This is a genomic window from Mycobacterium sp. (assembly GCF_035633495.1).
Lineage (GTDB): Bacteria > Actinomycetota > Actinomycetes > Mycobacteriales > Mycobacteriaceae > Mycobacterium.
This window is the reverse complement of the sequence record NZ_DASQEU010000155.1, coordinates 19636-39477: the sequence shown is the minus strand read 5'-3', so window position 1 is coordinate 39477 and position 19842 is coordinate 19636. Positions and strand designations below refer to the sequence as shown.

Below are 19842 nucleotides of genomic sequence, written 5' to 3'. Positions count from 1 at the left end.
GAACCACCAGCAGGACCAACTTGCCGAAGTCCTCGCCGATCACTGACAGGGTATTGATCGACCTGTCGCGGGAACCCTCGAGTATCACCGATTGCCCCCCGAACGCGATCGGCAACTGTGTTGGCACCCAGATATTTTCGTCGTAGAGAACCCGGCCGATGCGGCCCACGTCGCATCGAGTCGGTGCGCGGCATCTGCTGCTGCGGTCATTTCGTCGACCAGTCGGAGCGGTGTCGTTCGGTGATTTCTGTAGAAGATCTCGTGCTCGACACTGGCCCAGGCATCCATGGCGATCGTCCTGATCTGAAGCTCGACGGGCACCCGTTCGATGGAATCGCCATGAAAAATGGGAACTTCGACGGTGATATGTAAGCTTCTGTAGCCGTTGCGTTTTGGATTGGCGATGTAGTCTTCGACGCCGATCACCGCGACGTCGGATGGCCAGCTGAGCAGGTTTGCGACCCGGTACGCATCCGAGATGACGGCAGACGTGACCCGCACGCCCGCGACATCGCGGATGGTGTGGCGGATGTGTTCGGCGGTCAGCGGGCAGCGCAGGCGTGTCGCCTTGGCCACGATGCGGTCGAGGATCTTCACCCGCGACGAGATGTGCCCGACCGGACAGTGGCGGTCGAGACGGGCGAACTCCTGCTTGAGGATGCTGAGCCGCGCGGTCAGCGACGAGATCGCGAACTGGTAGGGCAGCAGGAAGCGGGCGGTCCTCCGCCTCCGAGCGCCCGAAGGTCGCCGCGGCCGGTAGCCCGGTGCCCAGTGGCGGACGTCCTCGACAGTCATGCGTACCTCTCTTCGTCGAGAGGCTGTTAATATAGAGGAAGTGTATCCGGTAAATAGGCGGGAAGGAAGATGCTGAGGTGAGCGAGGAGACAGGCCCCCACGGCGGGCGGTCACGACGAGATCGGCTGCCGCGCAACCGGCAACGCGAACGAGTACGCGCGATGGTGCGCGAGCACGACGGTGCCGTCGATGCCGTCGAACTCGCCGAGCAAATGGGGCTGCACGTGACGACGGTGCGTTTTCACCTCGACGCCCTGTGCGACGACGGGGTGGTCGTGCGCACGCGCCTGAAACGACCGGGTGCCGGGCGGCCCCGTACGGGCTACCTGCCCGTCGAGCAACGCGTGGACTACCAGGCTCTGGCTGAGGTCTTGGCGATGGAACTGGGTGAGAATGTGCAGACGCGGGCTCGGCGCGCGCAGCAAGCCGGGAAGAAGTGGGCCGCCAGGATGACCGGCGCCCAGCCGTGGGCCGACGACCGTCTCGAGAGTCCGCCCGAGGCGGATGGCCACGATCCTCTCGATCGGGCTGCCGTGCACGCCACCGTGGCGTTCACCTGGATGGGGTTTGCCCCCGAACTGGAGCCCGCGGCAGAGAATGCGCCAAAGTCGTCGGCCAAGATCAAGTCAAAGCCTATGCGGGAGAAAGTCATTCGGCTGCACTCCTGTCCGGTGAGGGAGCTGGCCCAATCCCATCCCGAGGTGGTATGTGAAGTGCACCGGGGACTGCTGCAGGGCCTGCTGGATGAGGTCGCCGGTGAGCAAAACACCGGTCCGGCGATGTCGGCTCAGCTCGAACCCCTCGTCGAACCCGAGCTGTGCATGGCCAGGCTGGTTCTCGGGTGACCACGATCGCCCGCTACGCCCAACTGCTCCTGCCCGCGTTCTGGCTGGGCATGGTGGTGGCGATTTCGTTCCTGGAGGCGCCGATCAAGTTTCGGGCACCGGGGGTGACGCTGCCGATCGGTTTGGGCATCGGGCGGCTCGTTTTCAAGGCGCTCAACGGTGTCGAAATCGTTCTTGCCCTGGCACTTTGGGTCTCGTGCATGTCCGCCCGGCCAGGCGTGGCCGGGCTGATCCCGTTGGCGTCGGCCACCATCGTGCTGCTGATCCAGGTGTTCGTCGTTCGGCCACCGCTCAGTAGGCGCTCCGACCGCGTTCTCGCCGGGGAGACCGTGCCGCATTCGCAGGCGCACTGGGTCTACGTAGCCCTGGAACTCGTCAAGGTTGGCGCGTTAGTGGCACTGGCCGCCATCTTCACCGCCGGGGTGATCGGGTGAACCTCGTAACAGCGCAAGAGGCGCGAACAGATCTGGCCACCCGCGCCGATGTGGAGTCATTGCTGCGACGGTTCTACGGCCGAGTACTCGTCGACGACGTCCTAGCCGGGCCATTCGCCGATATCCGCGAACGCGGACTCGACTCGCATCTTCCGGTGATGTGCGACTTCTGGGAGACGGTGCTGTTCCGCGCCGGCCTCTATCGGGGCAGCGCCCTACGTGTCCATCGGCTCGTGCATGACCGCCATCAGTTGTGCGCCAACGACTTCCTGCGCTGGCTCCGCCTGTGGAACGACACCATCGACCAGATGTTCGACGGTCCCGTCGCTGACCATGCAAAGGTCCAGGCGACGAGAATCGCCCGGGCGATGCATCAGCGCCTGACGGCCACGGACTCGAGTGAACTCGATGGCTTGGTGAGCCGAGACCTGCCAGCACACCATCAACGGGCGGTGGTGACGCTGCGATGAGTAGCAAAAGGCAGGTTCGGGCCCGCCGGATCTATGACGACCCGACACCCGACGATGGCATCCGAGTACTGGTGGATCGGATCTGGCCGCGCGGCGTCAGCAAAGCACGGGCAAAGCTCGACGAATGGTGCAAGCAGGTCGCCCCGTCCACCGAGCTTCGCAAGTGGTATCACCACGACCCTGACCTCTTCGACGCGTTCACCCGCCGCTACCGCGACGAATTGGCTGAACCCGGCCGCGCCGCCGCGCTGAAGCATCTGCGTGAACTGGCGCAAGAACAGACGTTGACATTGCTCACCGCCACCCGCGCGGTCGACCTCAGCGAGGCTGCGGTGCTCGCCGACATCTTGGCAGCGCCGAGAGCCAATGGGCGTGAGCGAACATCGGGGCATTAGCCTCGATGCCGTTGATCATCAAGCGCTTTGGAGGCATGCAGCGACCGTTCCCGGGTGTTGCCATGGTGCGTTGGCCGGCTGGGGGTCAGCCGACGCGAGGCGCAACATGCAGAACGAGCGATTCGCGACGTTGATGCACGGTGAAGTACCGCAGTCCGTCCGGTCCAGCGGCGAACTGGCGGCGCGACCGCCGGGGAAGCCACACCACTGCGCCGGTGCGCAGGTCGACCTCACCGCGCTCCGTGGTCAAGCATCCGCTACCAGCCAGGACGTGGATGAGCACGTCCAGGTCCGGACCGGTGTGGGCCCCGATCACTCCCTCAGGTGGCAGCGCGACGATGTTGGAGTCCAAATCACGTTCACGCATCTGCAGTTTCCACACCGCACCCGTCGCGTCGGATTCGGCGTGCTCCACGAGGTCGACGGTGTTCACCAGAACGCGGGGTAGCGGTGTGCTGGTGATTTTGCTGATCCGGATTCGCCACTGCTCGGGACCCGTTTGGAGGTATTCCCAGCCGTAGCTGCCCGGATGGTCGGTGTCGAATTCGTCTCGCAAATGCTTGGGGTCGTGATTGTTGACCAGCACGAAGGAACCTCCGACGCGCAGATCTTGATATTCAGCGAAGATGGCTGGGTGCTTGTCGGGCTTGCGCAGTGGGCGTACGTCGAGCAGGTGCTCGGTCATCAGAGACCTCCTGGGATTCTGGGTCGCGTCATCGCTGCTCGCCTCGACCGGCCCCGATGTGGGCTTCGGCGCGCATTCGCTCTGCCATGTGCGGGTAGTGCAGTTCGAAGGCGGGCCGCTCGGACCGGATCCGGGGCAACTCGGTGAAGTCGTGCCGCGGCGGCGGGCACGTGGTGGCCCATTCCAGGGAGTTGCCGTAACCCCAGGGATCGTCCACCGTGACGACTTCGCCGTAGCGGTAGCTCTTGAAGACGTTCCACACGAACGGCAGCATCGACAGGGCCAGGATGAACGCCCCGATCGTCGAAACGACGTTCAGCGTGGTGAATCCATCGGCGGGAAGGTAGTCGGCGTAGCGGCGCGGCATGCCCTCATTACCCAGCCAGTGCTGAACGAGGAACGTGGTGTGGAAGCCGATGAACGTCAGCCAGAAGTGCAGCTTGCCCAGCCGCTCGTCGAGTAGTCGGCCGGTCATCTTCGGGAACCAGAAGTAGATGCCCGCGTAGGTGGCGAACGCGATGGTGCCGAACAGGACGTAGTGGAAGTGCGCGACCAGGAAATAGGTGTCGGTGACATGGAAGTCGATCGGCGGGCTGGCCAGCATCACCCCGGACAGGCCCCCGAGCAGGAAGGTGACCATGAAGCCGACCGAGAACAGCATCGGGGTTTCGAAGGTCAGCTGGCCGCGCCACATGGTGCCAATCCAGTTGAAGAACTTCATGCCGGTCGGAATGGCGATCAGATAGGACATGAAGCTGAAGAACGGCAGCAACACCGCGCCGGTGGCGAACATGTGATGCGCCCACACCGCGGTAGATAACGCCGCGATGCTCACGGTCGCATAGACCATGGCGTTGTAGCCAAAGACCGGCTTGCGGCTGAATACCGGGATGATTTCAGTGATGATGCCGAAGAACGGGATCGCGACGATGTAGACCTCGGGGTGGCCGAAGAACCAGAACAGGTGCTGCCACAGGATCACTCCGCCGTTGCCCGGGTCATAAATGTGAGCGCCGAGGTGGCGGTCCGCCGCCAGACCGAGCAGCGCGGCGGTCAGTAACGGGAACGCGCCCAACACCATGATGCTGGTGACGAGGATGTTCCAGGTGAAGATCGGCATCCTGAACATCGTCATGCCCGGAGCGCGCATGCACACCACGGTGGTGATCATGTTGACCGCACCCAGGATGGTGCCGAGGCCGGCGATCGCCAGGCCCATGATCCACAGATCGGCACCGGCGCCGGGACTGTGAATGGCGTCGGAAAGCGGCGTGTAAGCGGTCCAGCCGAAGTCGGCCGCGCCGCCGGGAGTGAGGAAACCGGAAACCGTCACCAGAGCGCCGAACAGGTAGAGCCAGTAACTGAGCGCATTTAGCCGGGGGAACGCTACGTCGGGCGCGCCGATCTGAAGCGGCAGAATGCAATTCGCGAAGCCGAACACGATCGGGGTCGCATACAGCAGCAGCATGATGGTGCCGTGCATGGTGAACAGCTGGTTGTACTGCTCGTTGGAGACGAACTGTAAACCCGGGGCGGCAAGCTCGCTGCGCATCAGCAGCGCCATCAGTCCCCCGACCATGAAGAAGCCGATCGACGTGACCATGTACATCATGCCCAGCAGCTTGGGGTCAGTGGTGGTCACCACTCGGTACAGGAACGATCCCTTCAGCCCACGACGCTGCGGGAAAGGCCGGGTAACAAGCAGTTCGGCGACGGTGCTCACGGCTGGAGCTTCGATAGGTGACGGTGTCCGACGGGTGTAATGCCGCCGGATGTCTCGACCCGTGAGGCCGCATCCGCCACGTGCATCTCTCCGCCCACCTTTCTTTTAGAGGACTATAACCCTCTAAATATAAGGAGTCCAGACGTTACCCGGCGTTGCCCACCGACTGAGCAGGCCTGACGCGTCGGCGCACATCTGATCGATAAGCTCACCCACTGGGCGGACGGCGTTCAGCGCGGCGACACCCTGTCCGGCGTTGACCGGCGCGAGACGATGATCGTTTGCGGCTATCGCCGCAGCGAGCGCTTCGTGCGCCGCAACATCGGCCGCGAGCCTCACTTCCCCACCATCCCAACGGTCGGTGAACCCGTTGCGCAGCACGCGCTCGGGTTGGTGCGCAGGCCAGGGGTATCCCAACGCTACGTCGAAGACTCGGCTAATCACGGTGTCGGTGTCCTCGGCCGCCAGCAGCGCTTGGCGCGTCGCATCGGGGAGCATGCTCTCGGTGCACGCCGAGAACGCGGTGCCCAGCCAGGCTCCGGATGCCCCGGCTGCCAAGATGGCGGCCAGGCCGCGTCCCGACGAGATCCCACCGGCAGCCAGCACCGGTACCGACACCTCGTCCAGCACCGCGGTCAGCAGCGGCAGGGTGCCAACACGCGGCTCGCCATGCCCACCCCCCTCGCAACCCCGCGCGATCACCACGTCGACTCCCGCCTCGACAGCGCGCAGAGCACTGCGGAGGTCGCCGACCTGCGTCGCCGCCACGATGCCCTCGTCCTGGGCGTGGCGAACCCACGCCCAGTCGTCGCCGAAACTGACCGAAAGCAGCGTGGGTTGCGCAGCCAGTGCCGACGAAAGAAGTTGCGGCTCTGCAGCTATGGCCCAGCCAAGCAGTCCGATGCCGAACGGTCGGCCAAGCCCGCCCACGTCGTGAAGGTGGGCGTGGAGTTGTACTATGGAACCGGCGCTCCCGACACCGATCATGCCCAGTCCACCGGCACGAGAAACCGCGGCAGCAAGGGCGCCGCCTGCCACGCCACCCATCGGCGCGTTGACGATTGGGGCATCCAGCCCCATCGCGCGCGACCACTCGGTGAACAGGGGCATCACAAGGTCCTCACGGAAGTATTTCTGTTCCGATACAACGGATCTCAGAGCCGCCGGGCCGAATCGGTGATCTTGATGATTCGGATCCGCCAGAGCCGCTCGGACTGGCTGCCTTCCAGATACCGCCAGTCGTAGGCACCGGGACGCATCCGCGCGAACTGCTGGCGCAGGTCAAGCGGATCGTGGCAGATCACCAGCACGAAGGAATCCCCTGGGGCGAGCTCGTCGAAGCGTCCGAAGATCATCTGGTCGCGCTGCGCTTTGGGAAAACGCCGCACGTCCAATTCGCCGTTGGTATCGACGTCCATCTGGGGATCGGGAAGGCTCATCGGTTTATCCTATTCCTACTAGTAATAATTAGAGTAACGTCGGCGATCATGACGTACGTGATCGGAGAGCCGTGTGTAGACATCAAGGACCGCGCCTGCGTGGACGAGTGCCCGGTGGATTGCATCTACGAAGGCGGACGCATGCTGTACATCCATCCGGACGAATGCGTGGACTGCGGTGCCTGCGAGCCGGTGTGCCCGGGTGGAGGCGATCTATTACGAGGACGACCTGCCAGTTGCCCTCGAGCCCTACACAGCGGAGAACGTCAAATTCTTCACCGACACCTTGCCCGGGCAGGCCCAACCGCTCGGATCTCCCGGCGGGGCAGCCAAAGTCGGTGCCCTAGCCTCCGACACCACGATGGTTGCTGCGCTGCCCCCGCGGGACGTCTGATGCCTGACGACCGCCTACCGACGACCGCGCCAGGATCGGGACGGCGCGAGCTCGTCTTGCAGATACTGCGCATGTCGACCGAGCCGCGCAGCATCACCAGCTTGGCGGACGAGATAGCGGTACACCCCAACACGATTCGCTTCCATCTCGACACGCTGGTGCGCACCGGACGAGTGGAGCAGCTCGTCGGTGCGTCCGACGGCCCAGGGCGGCCCCCGATCGTCTTCCAGGCCGTCCGACGGATGGACCCCGCCGGACCGACGAACTATCGGCTGCTCGCCCACATCCTCACCGACTACTTCGCCACCACTACCGACGATCCCGACGATGCCGCCACAGAAATGGGCCGCCGCTGGGGGCCCGCACTGGTCGACCATCTCCCGCGCCGCAGGGTGTCGAAATCGCAATCCGTCGTCGAGCTCGTCGACGTTCTCGCTGACCTCGGCTTCAAGCCAGAGCCCCCTCCTAGCGGGCGAGTAAAGGAAATCCGTTTGCGGCACTGCCCCTTTCACGAGCTGGTCGAGACACACGGCACCTTGATCTGTGCGCTACATCTGGGCCTCATGCAAGGCGCGCTGACCGCGATGCAAGGACCGGTGACCGTCGATCACCTCGACCCCTTCGTCGAGCCGGACCTGTGTGTGGCTCACCTGGCGTCCGCCCCGGTGGCGGTGCGGCGATGACCGTCGAGCCGCTGACCATCGAACCCCTCGGCGATCACGATTACCTGGTACGGATACCGCTCGGAGAGGACGTCGTCACCATCCGGATGCGGGCCACCCCCGAGGTAGTCGCGCACGTCGCGGGTCGCGGCGCGGACGAAACTCGCGTGATCGCAGCAACCATGACCTACCTCACCGCGCGGCAGGACCCCGACGATCTACCCGAGCAACTAGATCTCGACGATGTCATCGCCGCCTACGGCGACTACCTCGACGACATGCGACATCGGTTGGCCGAAACAGCGACGGAGACATGCCCGACCCGGATCACCAGGCAAGGCGCAGACATGACGAAGACCTCACTAAGCACTCTCGTGGAAGAGCAGCTTACGGCCGCCCGCGACTCCGGTAGCGGCCGCAGCGCGCACACCGTCTACGGCGGACACCAGCATTCCCTGCGACAAACAATCATCGCCCTGACTGCCGGAACCGCCCTCGCCGATCACGAGAGCCCCGGCGACGCCACCCTGCAGGTACTGCACGGGCATGTCCGGCTCACGAGCGTCGACGCTCACTGTGACGCTGCCGCCGGTGACCACGTCGTCATCCCGCCATGTCGCCACGGCCTCGAAGCCGTCGACGACTCCGTCGTCATGCTCACCGTCGTCAAATCCGTTCGGCCTGAGGAAAGAAACCCGTGAGCGTCGCACGAGCTATGCCCGAAGACGGCGATCCGGTTGCTCGGCTGCAGCGCTGGCAGGACTCCGGCGCGGTCTGGCGCGTGACCGCACGACGGGGCGACTGCATGACCGTCGGCCTCTATACATGTGATGGCGGGGAGCAGGTAGATCGATTGACTTCATCGGACAGCGAGCTGTTGCGATTCGTGGGCGAACGGAACAGTAGTGAGACGTCCGCAAGGGAGTGACGCCACGACGATCACGTCATCCATCGCACCCCGAAGAATGCCACCGATCTGGAGGTTCAAAGGCCATGCCCAAGATCGGCCCGTCGAGTGCATGGACGGCACTCAAGACCGGAAATGACAGTTTCGTCGCCGGCCGGGCCGAACACCCGAGCCAGAGCATTGACCGCTCCGACAGTCGGGTCGCTGCGGAAATCATCTTCGATCAAGGACTCGGCGACATGATCGTCGTACCCGCTGCCGGGCATGTCCTCGACTCCGCGGTGCTGGGTTCCGTCGAATACGCGATGCCGGTGCTGAGTGTGCCGCTCGTCGTCGTACTCGGACATGACCGCTGTGGTGCGGTCAAAGCGACGCTGTCAGCAGTCGATGACCTGCGACACCGAGGTGCGTGCCGACCGAACCGCTAGCCTTGAGGCGCCGCGCCGTGAAAGACGGCTTCGACGTTGTTGCCGTCGGGGTCGCGGACGAATGCGCCGAAGTATCCGGGGTGGTACTCGGGCCAGATCCGCGGTGCGTGCAGCGACTCCGCCCCGAGCTTCAGCGCAGCGTCGTAGAAGGCCTGCACGTCGTCGGTGCCGGTGGCCTGGAACGCGAAGTGGATCGCGGCACCCGGCGATCGGCCGGCGCCGTCCTCGAGCCAGAAGTCGGGCTTGCCGTCCCGCCCGAAGCCGATTGCGGGGCCGACGTCCATCTGTCGCGTGTAGCCCAAAACCGCGAGCACCCCGTCGTAGAACTCCTTGGACTTCTCGTAGTCTCCGCAGACGATTCCAAAGTGATCGATCACGTGCTCAATCCTGGCATGCACGCAGCACGCGGTCGTACATTCGACTACATGGCCTACGACCTCATCATTCGCAACGGCACGATCGTCGACGGCCTGGGTGGCGAGCCGTTCATCGGAGACGTCGCGGTGTCCGACGGGGTGATCGCCGCGATCGGCGCGGTCAACGGCGAGGCGAGCCGCGAGATCGACGCGACCGGGTTGCTGGTCACCCCGGGCTTCGTCGACCTCCACACCCACTACGACGGCCAGGCAATCTGGTCCGACCGCATGACGCCGTCCTCGGCGCACGGCGTCACGACTGCAGTGATGGGCAACTGCGGCGTCGGCTTCGCACCGTGCCGGGCCGAGGACCACGAGACGCTCGTCGACCTGATGGCCGGGGTCGAGGACATCCCCGGTGTCGTCATGGTCGACGGCCTCCCATGGACGTGGGAGACGTTCCCGGAATTCCTCGATGCGCTGGACGGCAGGCAACGCGACATCGACGTCGCGGCGTTTCTGCCGCACTCCCCGCTGCGGGTGTACGTGATGGGGCAACGCGGCGTCGACCGCGAACCCGCCACCGCCGAGGACCTGTCCCAGATGCGCAAGCTCGCCGCCGAGGCCGTCGAGGTCGGCGCACTCGGCTTCGCGTCGTCTCGGTTGACCCTGCACAAGAGTGAAAGTGGCCAGCCAATACCGAGTTTCAACGCGGGTCACGCGGAACTGGAGGCCATCGCACGAGGCGTCAAGGATGCCGGCGGCGGTCTCATTCAGTTCGTTCCCGACCTCGTCGCGGGTGACTACGGGCCGGCGTTGAAGACGGTGTTCGACGTCGCAGAGGACGTCGGTCTGCCGGTCACGTTCACCCTGGCGATCGGCAACGCGGGCGACCCGTTCTTCGTCGACGGCCTCAACCTCGTCGAGAAGGCCAACGCGGCGGGCGGCGACGTCACGGCCCAGATCTTCCCGCGGCCGATCGGGCTGGTCATCGGCCTCGAACTCAGTGGCAACCCGTTCATCCTCTACCCGAGCTACCGCGAGCTGGCCCACCTGCCCCTCGCCGAACGCGTCGCTGAGATGCGCAAACCTGAAGTGCGCGAACGCATCCTGGCCGACAAGCCAGCGGCCGACGGTCATCCGCTGATGTTCGCCGCCCAGGCCTGGGAGTGGATGTTCCCGCTCGGCGACCCGCCCAACTACGAGCCCGCCCGCTCGGAGAGCATCGCGTCGCGGGCGCGGGCACAGGGCGTCAGCCCACTCGAGGAGGCATATGACCGGGTGCTGGACGACGACGGGCACGCCATGCTGCTCATCACCCTTGCCAACTTCCGGGACGGCTCACTGGATACGGTGGCCGAACTGATGCGCCGCGACGACGTCGTACTCGGCCTCGGCGACGGTGGCGCGCATTACGGAATGATCTGCGACGCAAGCTTTCCCACGTACATGCTGGCGCACTGGGCGCGCGACCGGACATCGGGCCGACTGTCGGTGGCCGAGGCGGTCCGCGAATTGACGTCCGCGCCTGCCCGGGTCGCAGGCCTGTCAGACCGTGGCCGCATCGCGGTCGGCTACAAGGCGGATCTCAACGTCATCGACCACACGGCGCTGACGCTGCACAAGCCTGTCATCGCACGCGATCTGCCCGCAGGTGGCCGTCGGCTGGATCAGACCGCGGACGGCTACGTCGCGACGGTGGTCTCCGGAGAGGTGATCGCCGAACATGGCGTCCCGACGTCCGCGCGACCCGGCAAGCTGATCCGCGGCCGTCAACCGGCACCCGCCTGATTCAGCGCTGCGGCGAGTGGCCACTTATGTCGCGCGAAATCGCGAAAGCCGAGGCATAACTGGCCACTCGCGGCGGCTCGAGCAACGCGGCCGCGCGCGCAACGAAAAGGCCCGGCCCCTTGACGGGACCGGGCCTCCTTCGTACTGGGACTTAGAAGTCCATGCCGCCCATGCCACCGGTCGGGTCGCCCGCGGGTGCGGACGCCTTCTCCGGCTTGTCGGCGACGACGGCCTCGGTGGTGAGGAACAGCGCCGCGATCGAGGCTGCGTTCTGCAGCGCCGAACGCGTGACCTTGACCGGGTCGGCGACGCCGGCCTTGAGCAGGTCCTCGTACACGTTGGTCGCGGCGTTGAGACCGTGACCCGGGGGCAGGTTCGTCACCTTCTCGGCGACGACGCCCGGCTCCAGGCCACCGTTGAAGGCGATCTGCTTGAGCGGAGCCGACAGCGCCACGCGGACGATGTTGGCACCGGTGGCCTCGTCACCCTCGAGCTTCAGCTCGTCCAGCGACGGGGCCGCCTGCAGCAGCGCCACGCCGCCACCGGCGACGATGCCCTCTTCGACGGCCGCCTTGGCGTTGCGGACGGCATCCTCGATGCGGTGCTTGCGCTCCTTGAGCTCCACCTCGGTGGCAGCTCCGGCCTTGATTACCGCAACACCGCCGGCCAACTTGGCCAGGCGCTCCTGCAGCTTCTCGCGGTCGTAGTCGGAGTCGCTGTTCTCGATCTCGGCACGGATCTGCGCGACCCGGCCCGCGATGGCGTCGGCATCGCCTGCGCCACCGACGAGGGTGGTCTCGTCCTTGGTGATGACGACCTTGTCGGCCTTGCCGAGCAGCGCGACGTCGGCGGTCTCGAGGGACAGTCCGACCTCTTCGCTGATGACCTGACCACCGGTGAGGATGGCGATGTCCTGCAGCATGGCCTTGCGGCGGTCACCGAAGCCAGGCGCCTTGACGGCGACGGACTTGAAGGTGCCACGGATCTTGTTGACCACCAGGGTGGAAAGGGCTTCGCCCTCGACGTCCTCGGCGATGATCAGCAGCGGCTTGCCGGACTGGATGATCTTCTCCAGCAGGGGCAGCAGATCCTTGACGGTCGACACCTTGGAGCTGACCAGGAGGATGTAGGGCTCCTCGAGGACGGCTTCCTGACGCTCGGCGTCGGTGACGAAGTAGCCCGAGATGTAGCCCTTGTCGAAGCGCATACCCTCGGTGAGCTCGAGCTGCAGGCCGAAGGTGTTGGACTCCTCGACGGTGATGACGCCCTCGTTGCCGACCTTGTCCATGGCCTCGGCGATCAGATCACCGATGGACTGGTCGCCTGCGGAGATGCCTGCGGTGGCAGCGATCTGCTCCTTGGTCTCGATCGCCTTGGCCGAAGCCAGCAGGGTCTCGGTGATCTTCTCGACGGCCTTCTCGATGCCGCGCTTCAGAGCGAGCGGGTTGGCGCCGGCCGCAACGTTGCGCAGGCCTTCGCGAACCAGTGCCTGAGCCAGCACGGTGGCAGTGGTGGTGCCGTCGCCAGCCACGTCATCCGTCTTCTTGGCAACTTCCTTGACCAGCTCTGCGCCGATCTTCTCGTACGGGTCCTCCAGCTCGATCTCCTTGGCGATGGAAACACCATCGTTGGTGATCGTGGGGGCGCCCCACTTCTTCTCCAGAACGACGTTGCGACCCTTGGGGCCCAACGTCACCCTTACGGCGTCAGCGAGGGCGTTGAGGCCCCGCTCGAGGCCGCGACGGGCCTCTTCGTCGTACGCAATTATCTTGGACATTGCGAAGTGATTCCTCCGATTACGGGGTGACACGTTCTTGGGCCGGGCGCAGTGCCCGCGACGGACGACCGCAGTTGTGTACGGACTGTGGTCTCACCGTCCCGACCTAGCACTCACCGATCGCGAGTGCCAACGTCATTCTTAGCACTCGGCCATGGCGAGTGCAAGGAGGCGTCAGAGCCGCAACCAGTCCCGACGCCGCTGCTAGCGGGGACGTAGACCGTCCAGAACGATGTCGGTGACCCGTTCGGCCACGCCGGGGTTGTAGCCCTGCATCGCCTGCGCGCCGACGATCAGTGCCTTCGCCTCGGGGACGGTGACGTCCGGTCGTGCCGTGCCGGCCCGTTGAGCGGCCGCCAACAGGTCGCCGACGAGGCCGAGGAACTCCGCCTCCGCCTTTGGGGCGACGACGTTGACATCGATGCCGTAGCCGGCCATCGCCTGGGCGAGGCTGACGTCGGCGGCACCCTGGATCACCATCGCCTTGATGAAGGAGTGAAGCGCTTCGCCTGGCTCGGCGGAATCCAGGAGGGCGCGGCCCGAGGTCACCACTTGCTGCAGTCGCTCCTGGATCACCGCGCCGAACAACGCCTCCTTGGTCGGGAAGTGGCGATACACCGTGCCCGCTCCGACACCGGCCCGACGTGCGATCTCGTCGATCGGCTGGACAGCCCCTCGACCGCCATCGTCTCGTAGGCGACGGCCAGGAGGCGGGCGCGATTGCGCACCGCATCGGCCCGCAAGGCCCGCTCGGGTTGAGCCACGTCACACCTCCTAGCTAAACGGGGCGTTCGTTCCGTATGTTGAATCAAACGGAGCACTCGCCCCGTTTATTCTAACGATGGAGTTTCCATGACCAAGTGGACGACCACCAACATCCCCGACGAGAGCGGCCACACGGCCATCGTCACCGGCGCCAATACCGGCCTCGGCTTCGAGACCGCAGCCGCCCTCGCCGCGCACGGCGCCCACGTCGTGCTCGCCGTCCGCAACCTGGACAAGGGCAAGGAGGCGGCTTCGCGAATCACGGCCGCGACGCCCAGTGCGGACGTCACCCTGCAGGAGCTTGACCTCGGCTCACTGGAGTCGGTGCGGTCGGCCGCCGCCGAACTGCGCTCGAAGTACGACCGCATCGACCTGCTGATCAACAACGCCGGACTGTTGTACCCTCCGAAGGGCACCACCACCGACGGCTTCGAATTGCAGTTCGGCACCAACCACCTCGGCCACTTCGCCTTCACCGGGCTGCTGATCGACCGCTTGCTCCCGGTCGCGGGGTCGCGGGTGGTGACGGTCAGCAGCATCGGCCACCGCCTCAACGCCGCCATCCACTTCGACGACCTGAACTGGGAGCGCAGCTACAACCGAGTCGCCGCGTACGGCCAGTCCAAACTCGCCAACCTGCTGTTCACCTACGAACTTCAGCGCAGGCTGGCCCCACACGGCACCACGATCGCGGCGGCCGCCCACCCCGGCGGCTCGGACACCGAGCTCGTGCGTCACCTGCCCAGCGCACTGCAGTTCGCGATGCCCGCGCTGCGGCCGCTGTTCCAGTCGGCGGAGATGGGCGCCCTAACCATCCTGCGTGCGACCACCGACCACGGCGTGCTGGGTGCCGAGTATTACGGCCCGGACGGACCAGGCGATCTGCGCGGCTACCCGAAGCTGGTGCCGTCCAGCGACCAGTCCCACGACGTCGCACTGCAGCACCGGCTATGGGTGGTGTCCGAGGAACTGACGGGGGTGGTCTACCTCAGCTGATGCGGCAGACTGACGTCGTGTCGCTGATCGTGCCGCCCTATCCGCCAGCCCGCTACACCGAGGACGAGCCGGAGGTGTCGGCGTCGCTGCGACGCGGAGACCAACCGGCGGACTACGCCTCCTTCGGCCTGGTTCGATACCACTACCTCGCGGACCAGAAGAAGACCAACGGCGACTACGGCCTCTACCGCGTCGACCTGTCGCCGAAGGCCGGCGGACCGGGGCCGCACTTCCACCGGGCCATGTCGGAGGCGTTCTTCGTGCTGTCGGGACGGATGAAGCTCTACGATGGCCGCGACTGGATCGACGGCAATCAGGGTGACTTCCTCTACGTGCCGCCCGGCGGGATACACGGCTTCCGCAACGAGGCGGACGAGGCTGCGTCGATCCTCATGCTGTTTGCTCCCGGAGCACCCCGAGAGCATTACTTCGAGGGGCTGGCCCAGCTCGGCGACCTGACCGACGACGAGCGTCGCGGGTGGTTCATCGCCAACGACAACTACTTCGTCGAATAGCCCGGCAACCGCGCGGCCAGATAGGGCGCGGTGCGGCTCTCCTCGACGAGGGCCACGTCCGCGGGTACGCCCGTCGCGACGACTCGGCCGCCTGCGTCGCCCGCGCCCGGACCTAGGTCGATGACCCAATCCGAGCCGGCCACCAAACGCATGTCGTGCTCGGCCACCACCACGGTGTTTCCGGCATCGACCAGGCGGTGCAGCTGGCGGTCCAGCAGGTCGACGTCGGCGGGGTGCAGGCCGGTGGTGGGCTCGTCGAGCACGTAGAGGGTGTGCCCGCGGCGAGGTCGCTGCAGCTCCGAGGCCAGCTTGATCCGTTGCGCCTCGCCGCCGGAAAGCTCGGTCGCGGGCTGACCGAGACGCAGGTACCCGAGCCCCACCTCCTGGAGGGTGACCAGACTCCGGGCCGCGCCCGCGAGGTCGGCGAGGAACACCGACGCCTCGTCGACGGTCATCGCAAGCACGTCGGCGATGGTGCGGTCGCGGTAGCGCACGTTGAGCGTGTCGTCGTCGTAGCGGGCGCCGTGGCACGTCGGGCAGCTGCCGTAGGTGCCGGGCAGGAACAGCAGTTCCACGGAGACGAAGCCCTCGCCCTGGCAGGTCGGACAGCGGCCCTCGGCCACGTTGAAGGAGAACCGGCCGGCCGTCCAGCGTCGGCGGCGGGCCGCGGGCGTTGCCGCAAAGACCCGCCGGACGGCATCGAACAGCCCGGTGTAGGTCGCCAGGGTTGAGCGCGGGGTGCGCCCGATCGGACGCTGATCGACGGCGACCAATCGGTTGATCCGCTCGACGCCGTCGGCCGTCACGCCGATGCTCGCGTCGTGATCGAGGTCCACGATCTCGGCGTCACCGTCATCGCCATCGGTCTCCGCTTCCATCGCCCCGCCGCCCAGGTGGCGGGTGACCACGTCGCCGAGAACCTTGTAGACCAGTGTCGACTTGCCCGACCCCGAGACGCCGGTGACCGCGGTGTAGACCCCTAGCGGAATGTCCACGTCGAGACCGCGCAGGTTGTGGAAGCAGATGCCGCGCAAAGCCAAGGCGCCCGTCGGGGTGCGCGGCGAACGGGCAGCAGGCACGCGGTCGTCGAACAGATAGGCACGGGTGATGGAGGCGGACACGTCGGCCAGGCCGGCCACCGGTCCGCTGTAGAGCACCTCGCCGCCGAGTTCGCCCGCACCCGGCCCCACGTCGACGATCCAGTCGGCACGGCGCACCACGTCCATGTCGTGCTCGACGATGAACAGCGAGTTGCCCGCCCGCCGGAGCCGGTCGAGCACGTCGAGCAGTGGTTCGGCGTCGGCCGGATGCAGCCCCGCCGACGGTTCGTCGAGCACATAGAGGACGCCGAACAGCCCGGCGCGCAACTGGGTGGCCAGTCGAAGGCGCTGCAGCTCGCCGGGTGACACCGTCGGGGTGCGGCGGTTGAGGCTCAGGTAGCCGAGCCCGAGGTCGACGAGCACCTGGATCCGGGCGACCAGGTCCGCGGCGATCATTGTCGCGACCTCGGTCAGCTCGCCGGACTCGGTGGATTCGTAGGCGGTCTCGAAGTCGGTGCGCGCCGCGGCGGGCAGCAGGACGTCGGCCAGCTCGGTGAGCGGCAGCGCCACCAGTTCGGCGATGTTGCGGCCCGCGAAGGTGACGGCGAGCGCCTCGGGCCGTAACCCGGAGCCGTGACAGACCGGGCAGTCCACGCTGTCGACGAACTTCAGCACCCGTCGGCGCATCATCGCACTCTGCGAGTTCGCCAGCGTGTGCCGGACGTGGCGCTCGGCGCTGGCAAAGGTGCCCTTGTAGTAGTAGTCGGCCGTGACGGGGTACCGGCTCGGATCGATCTCGACGGTCGGCTGCTCGTCGGTGAACAGGATCCAGTTGCGTTGTTTCTTCGACAGCCTGTGCCACGGCTTGTCGATGTCGTAGTCGAGCGTGATCAGAATGTCGCGGAGGTTCTGCCCCTGCCACGCTCCCGGCCACGCGGCGACGGCACCCTCGCGGATGGTCAGTGACGGATCGGGGACGAGCGTCTCCTCGGTCACGCCGTGGATCCTTCCGAGGCCGTGACACTCGGGGCAGGCACCGACGGCGGTGTTCGGAGAGAACGCGTCGGAGTCGAGTCGCACGGTGAAGCCCGGCGGGAACGTCCCGGCCCGGGAGAAGAGCATCCGCAGCAGGTTCGACAGTGTCGTCACCGTGCCGACCGATGACCGCGAGGTACCAGTTCCCCGCCGCTGTTGCAGCGCGACGGCCGGGGGCAGTCCGGTGATGTCGTCGACCTTGGGCGCGCCTGCGGGTAACAGCAAGCGTCGGGCATAGGGCGCGACGGATTCGAAGTAGCGGCGTTGCGCCTCGGCATAGATGGTCCCGAAGGCCAACGACGACTTGCCCGAACCCGAGATCCCGGTGAACGCGACGAGCGCGTCGCGCGGAGCGGCGACGTCGACACCGCGTAGGTTGTGCACTCGGGTGCCCAGGACGCGGACGAACGGGTCGATGACGTCCACCGGTGGCTGTGACATTCCGCCATTGTGCGCGTCGGAAGCCGAGGTTTGCTCGATCATGGCACCTCGACGCCCGGTCGTCGAAGTGACCAAATCAATCGGACGCTGGTTTCTTCGCGCGCCGTCGGAGCGACTCGGCCGCGTCATCCCGTGACACGCCCAGCAGAAGTGCGAACCCGTAACCCCTTGCCCTAGACTGCCCTTCGACCAGATAGGAGTCTTCGGGTGCAGGGTTACGCAGCGCCCAGCACCCAGGCGTTGCGGGGCTGGCAACGTCGGGCCATGGTGAAGTATCTCGCCGCCCGGCCGCGCGATTTCCTGGCCGCCGCGACCCCCGGTTCGGGCAAGACGACCTTTGCGCTGCGCATCGTCGGGGAGCTGCTGGCCGACGGCACGGTCGAACGCGTCACGATCGTCGTACCCACCGAGCACCTCAAGATCCAGTGGGCCCAGGCCGCCGCCGCCATGGGCATCTCGCTGGATCCCAAGTTCAGCAACTCCAACGCGCAGAACTCCGACGAGTACCACGGTGTCGTCGTCACCTACGCCCAGGTGGCCAGTCACCCGGGGCGCCACCGGGTGCGCACCGAGAACCGCAAGACGCTCGTCGTGTTCGACGAGATCCACCACGGCGGGGACGCCAAGAGTTGGGGCGACGCCGTCCGCGAGGCGTTCGGCGACGCGACCCGCAGGCTGGCATTGACCGGCACGCCGTTCCGCAGTGACGACAGCGCCATTCCGTTCATCACCTACGAGCGCGGGCCCGACGGTCTGCAGCGTTCGCAGGCCGACCACACCTACGGCTACGCCGAGGCACTCGCCGACGGGGTGGTGCGACCCGTCGTGTTCCTGGCCTACTCCGGCGAGTCGCGGTGGCGCGACAGTGCGGGCGAGGAGCACGCCGCCCGCCTCGGCGAACCGCTCAACGCCGAGCAGACCGCCCGCGCCTGGCGCACCGCGCTCAATCCGGCGGGCGAATGGATGCCCGCCGTGATCGCCGCGGCCGACAAGCGACTGCAACAGAAGCGCCAGCACGTGCCGGACGCCGGCGGCATGATCATCGCCTCCGACCAGACCGGGGCCAGGGCGTACGCCAAATTGCTGACGACGATCACCGGCGAGGCTCCGACGGTGGTGTTGTCCGACGATCCCGGGTCGTCGGACCGCATCACGGCGTTCGCCCAGGGCACCAGCCGCTGGCTGGTCGCGGTGCGCATGGTGTCCGAGGGCGTCGACGTGCCGCGCCTGGCGGTCGGCGTCTACGCCACCAGCGCGTCCACGCCCTTGTTCTTTGCGCAGGCGATCGGACGGTACGTGCGCTCGCGCCGTCCCGGCGAAACGGCGAGCATCTTCCTGCCGTCGGTGCCCAACCTGCTGCAGCTGGCCAGCGAGATGGAGGCGCAGCGCAATCACGTGCTCGGCAAGCCGCATCGGGAATCCCAGGGCGACGAGTTCGAGGAATACGAAGAGAAGCAGCAGTCCGAGCCCAGCGAGATGGACAACGGCTTCGAGATGCTCGGGGCCGACGCCGAATTGGATCAGGTGATCTTCGACGGCTCGTCGTTCGGCACGGCCACGCCCGCCGGTAGCGACGAGGAGGCCGACTATCTCGGCATTCCGGGGCTTCTGGACTCGACCCAGATGCGAGATCTGTTGCGGCGCAGGCAGGAAGAGCAGCTGGACAAGCGGACGGCCGCCGGCGGCACGATCGCGGTCCGTGGCACCACACACGGTCAGCTTCGCGATCTGCGACGCGAACTGAATGCACTGGTGACGCTCGCCAATCACCGCACCGGCAAGCCGCACGGCTGGATTCACAACGAGCTGCGCCGGATCTGCGGCGGGCCGGTGGTCGCGGCGGCCAACTCGGATCAACTCGTTGCACGTATCGAAGCGGTCCGCGCGCTGCGGGCGTAGTTTCGGCGTGGGGTTCGCATCGCAGCCACCAGGGGCGGGGCGTCGGCGGG

General features: G+C 66.3%; 18 protein-coding genes and 3 pseudogenes. 12 read left to right on the top strand and 9 right to left on the bottom strand.

The features are described 5' to 3' along the window. Window positions 1-84: 84 nt before the first annotated feature. Window positions 85-597, bottom strand: coding sequence for a GTP pyrophosphokinase (locus tag VET27_RS23120; protein ID WP_526521932.1), 513 nt, complete (start codon window positions 595-597; stop codon window positions 85-87). A gap of 275 nt (window positions 598-872) precedes the next feature. Between VET27_RS23120 and VET27_RS23115 the strand changes: the two genes are divergently transcribed. The 4 genes from VET27_RS23115 to VET27_RS23100 are packed head-to-tail and all read left to right on the top strand — an operon-like array spanning window position 873 to window position 2939. Then, on the top strand, window positions 873-1640 hold the full coding sequence (locus VET27_RS23115; RefSeq protein WP_526521931.1) for a helix-turn-helix transcriptional regulator: 768 nt from the start codon (window positions 873-875) through the stop codon (window positions 1638-1640). After that, a complete protein-coding gene (locus VET27_RS23110) occupies window positions 1637-2074 on the top strand; it encodes a hypothetical protein (RefSeq protein WP_526521930.1) in 438 nt (145 codons plus the stop codon). The genes VET27_RS23115 and VET27_RS23110 overlap by 4 nt, the downstream gene beginning before the upstream one ends. Further along, window positions 2071-2544 (top strand): group III truncated hemoglobin, encoded by a 474-nt coding sequence (locus VET27_RS23105; RefSeq protein WP_526521929.1) that lies wholly within the window; start codon window positions 2071-2073, stop codon window positions 2542-2544. The genes VET27_RS23110 and VET27_RS23105 overlap by 4 nt, the downstream gene beginning before the upstream one ends. Continuing rightward, window positions 2541-2939 carry a DUF488 domain-containing protein gene (locus VET27_RS23100; protein WP_526521928.1) on the top strand — a complete coding sequence of 133 codons (399 nt, stop codon included), beginning with the start codon at window positions 2541-2543 and terminating at the stop codon, window positions 2937-2939. The genes VET27_RS23105 and VET27_RS23100 overlap by 4 nt, the downstream gene beginning before the upstream one ends. Window positions 2940-3024: 85 nt before the next feature. Here the strand turns inward: VET27_RS23100 and VET27_RS23095 are convergent, their stop codons facing one another. From VET27_RS23095 to VET27_RS23080, 4 genes are all read right to left on the bottom strand, one after another. Then, window positions 3025-3624 (bottom strand): DUF2249 domain-containing protein, encoded by a 600-nt coding sequence (locus VET27_RS23095; RefSeq protein WP_526521927.1) that lies wholly within the window; start codon window positions 3622-3624, stop codon window positions 3025-3027. A 28-nt stretch (window positions 3625-3652) separates the two neighbouring features. Beyond that, window positions 3653-5347: an aa3-type cytochrome oxidase subunit I gene (ctaD, locus tag VET27_RS23090; protein WP_526521926.1), complete on the bottom strand. Its 1695-nt coding sequence runs from the start codon at window positions 5345-5347 to the stop codon at window positions 3653-3655. A 123-nt stretch (window positions 5348-5470) separates the two neighbouring features. Beyond that, entirely contained in the window at window positions 5471-6457 is a 987-nt protein-coding gene (locus VET27_RS23085; RefSeq protein WP_526521925.1) for an NAD(P)H-dependent flavin oxidoreductase, read from the bottom strand. A 44-nt stretch (window positions 6458-6501) separates the two neighbouring features. Then, window positions 6502-6786, bottom strand: coding sequence for a DUF2249 domain-containing protein (locus VET27_RS23080; protein WP_526521924.1), 285 nt, complete (start codon window positions 6784-6786; stop codon window positions 6502-6504). Window positions 6787-6834: 48 nt separating this feature from the next. Here VET27_RS23080 and fdxA point away from each other — a divergent pair. The 4 genes and pseudogenes from fdxA to VET27_RS23060 all read left to right on the top strand — a co-directional run. Next, window positions 6835-7180 (top strand): annotated as a pseudogene (gene fdxA, locus VET27_RS23075) (ferredoxin). Then, window positions 7180-7863 carry a helix-turn-helix transcriptional regulator gene (locus VET27_RS23070; RefSeq protein WP_526521923.1) on the top strand — a complete coding sequence of 228 codons (684 nt, stop codon included), beginning with the start codon at window positions 7180-7182 and terminating at the stop codon, window positions 7861-7863. Before fdxA ends, VET27_RS23070 begins: the two are co-directional and overlap by 1 nt. Window positions 7864-8189: 326 nt before the next feature. Then, complete coding sequence (locus tag VET27_RS23065; protein ID WP_526521935.1) at window positions 8190-8543, top strand: cupin domain-containing protein; 354 nt, start codon at window positions 8190-8192, stop codon at window positions 8541-8543. Window positions 8544-8835: 292 nt separating this feature from the next. Beyond that, window positions 8836-9141: pseudogene (locus VET27_RS23060) on the top strand (carbonic anhydrase); the annotation flags it as partial. A 32-nt stretch (window positions 9142-9173) separates the two neighbouring features. Here the strand turns inward: VET27_RS23060 and VET27_RS23055 are convergent. Continuing rightward, window positions 9174-9554 (bottom strand): VOC family protein, encoded by a 381-nt coding sequence (locus VET27_RS23055; protein WP_526521922.1) that lies wholly within the window; start codon window positions 9552-9554, stop codon window positions 9174-9176. A gap of 48 nt (window positions 9555-9602) precedes the next feature. Between VET27_RS23055 and VET27_RS23050 the strand changes: the two genes are divergently transcribed. After that, window positions 9603-11324 (top strand): N-acyl-D-amino-acid deacylase family protein, encoded by a 1722-nt coding sequence (locus VET27_RS23050; protein WP_526521934.1) that lies wholly within the window; start codon window positions 9603-9605, stop codon window positions 11322-11324. Window positions 11325-11475: 151 nt separating this feature from the next. Here VET27_RS23050 and groL read toward each other — a convergent pair whose 3' ends face one another. Then, the gene (groL, locus tag VET27_RS23045; RefSeq protein WP_526521921.1) at window positions 11476-13101 is read right to left on the bottom strand and encodes a chaperonin GroEL; all 1626 of its coding nucleotides are present in this window, start codon (window positions 13099-13101) and stop codon (window positions 11476-11478) included. Window positions 13102-13305: 204 nt separating this feature from the next. Beyond that, window positions 13306-13865 (bottom strand): annotated as a pseudogene (locus VET27_RS23040) (TetR/AcrR family transcriptional regulator). A gap of 88 nt (window positions 13866-13953) precedes the next feature. Here VET27_RS23040 and VET27_RS23035 point away from each other — a divergent pair. Further along, complete coding sequence (locus VET27_RS23035; protein ID WP_526521920.1) at window positions 13954-14862, top strand: SDR family oxidoreductase; 909 nt, start codon at window positions 13954-13956, stop codon at window positions 14860-14862. Then, window positions 14862-15377: a cupin domain-containing protein gene (locus VET27_RS23030; protein WP_526521919.1), complete on the top strand. Its 516-nt coding sequence runs from the start codon at window positions 14862-14864 to the stop codon at window positions 15375-15377. Before VET27_RS23035 ends, VET27_RS23030 begins: the two co-directional genes overlap by 1 nt. Here the strand turns inward: VET27_RS23030 and VET27_RS23025 are convergent. Then, the gene (locus VET27_RS23025) at window positions 15362-17893 is read right to left on the bottom strand and encodes an excinuclease ABC subunit UvrA (RefSeq protein ID WP_526521918.1); all 2532 of its coding nucleotides are present in this window, start codon (window positions 17891-17893) and stop codon (window positions 15362-15364) included. The genes VET27_RS23030 and VET27_RS23025 overlap by 16 nt on opposite strands. Before the next feature lie 207 nt (window positions 17894-18100). Between VET27_RS23025 and VET27_RS23020 the strand changes: the two genes are divergently transcribed. Next, window positions 18101-19792 (top strand): DEAD/DEAH box helicase, encoded by a 1692-nt coding sequence (locus tag VET27_RS23020; RefSeq protein ID WP_526521917.1) that lies wholly within the window; start codon window positions 18101-18103, stop codon window positions 19790-19792. Window positions 19793-19842: the final 50 nt, after the last annotated feature.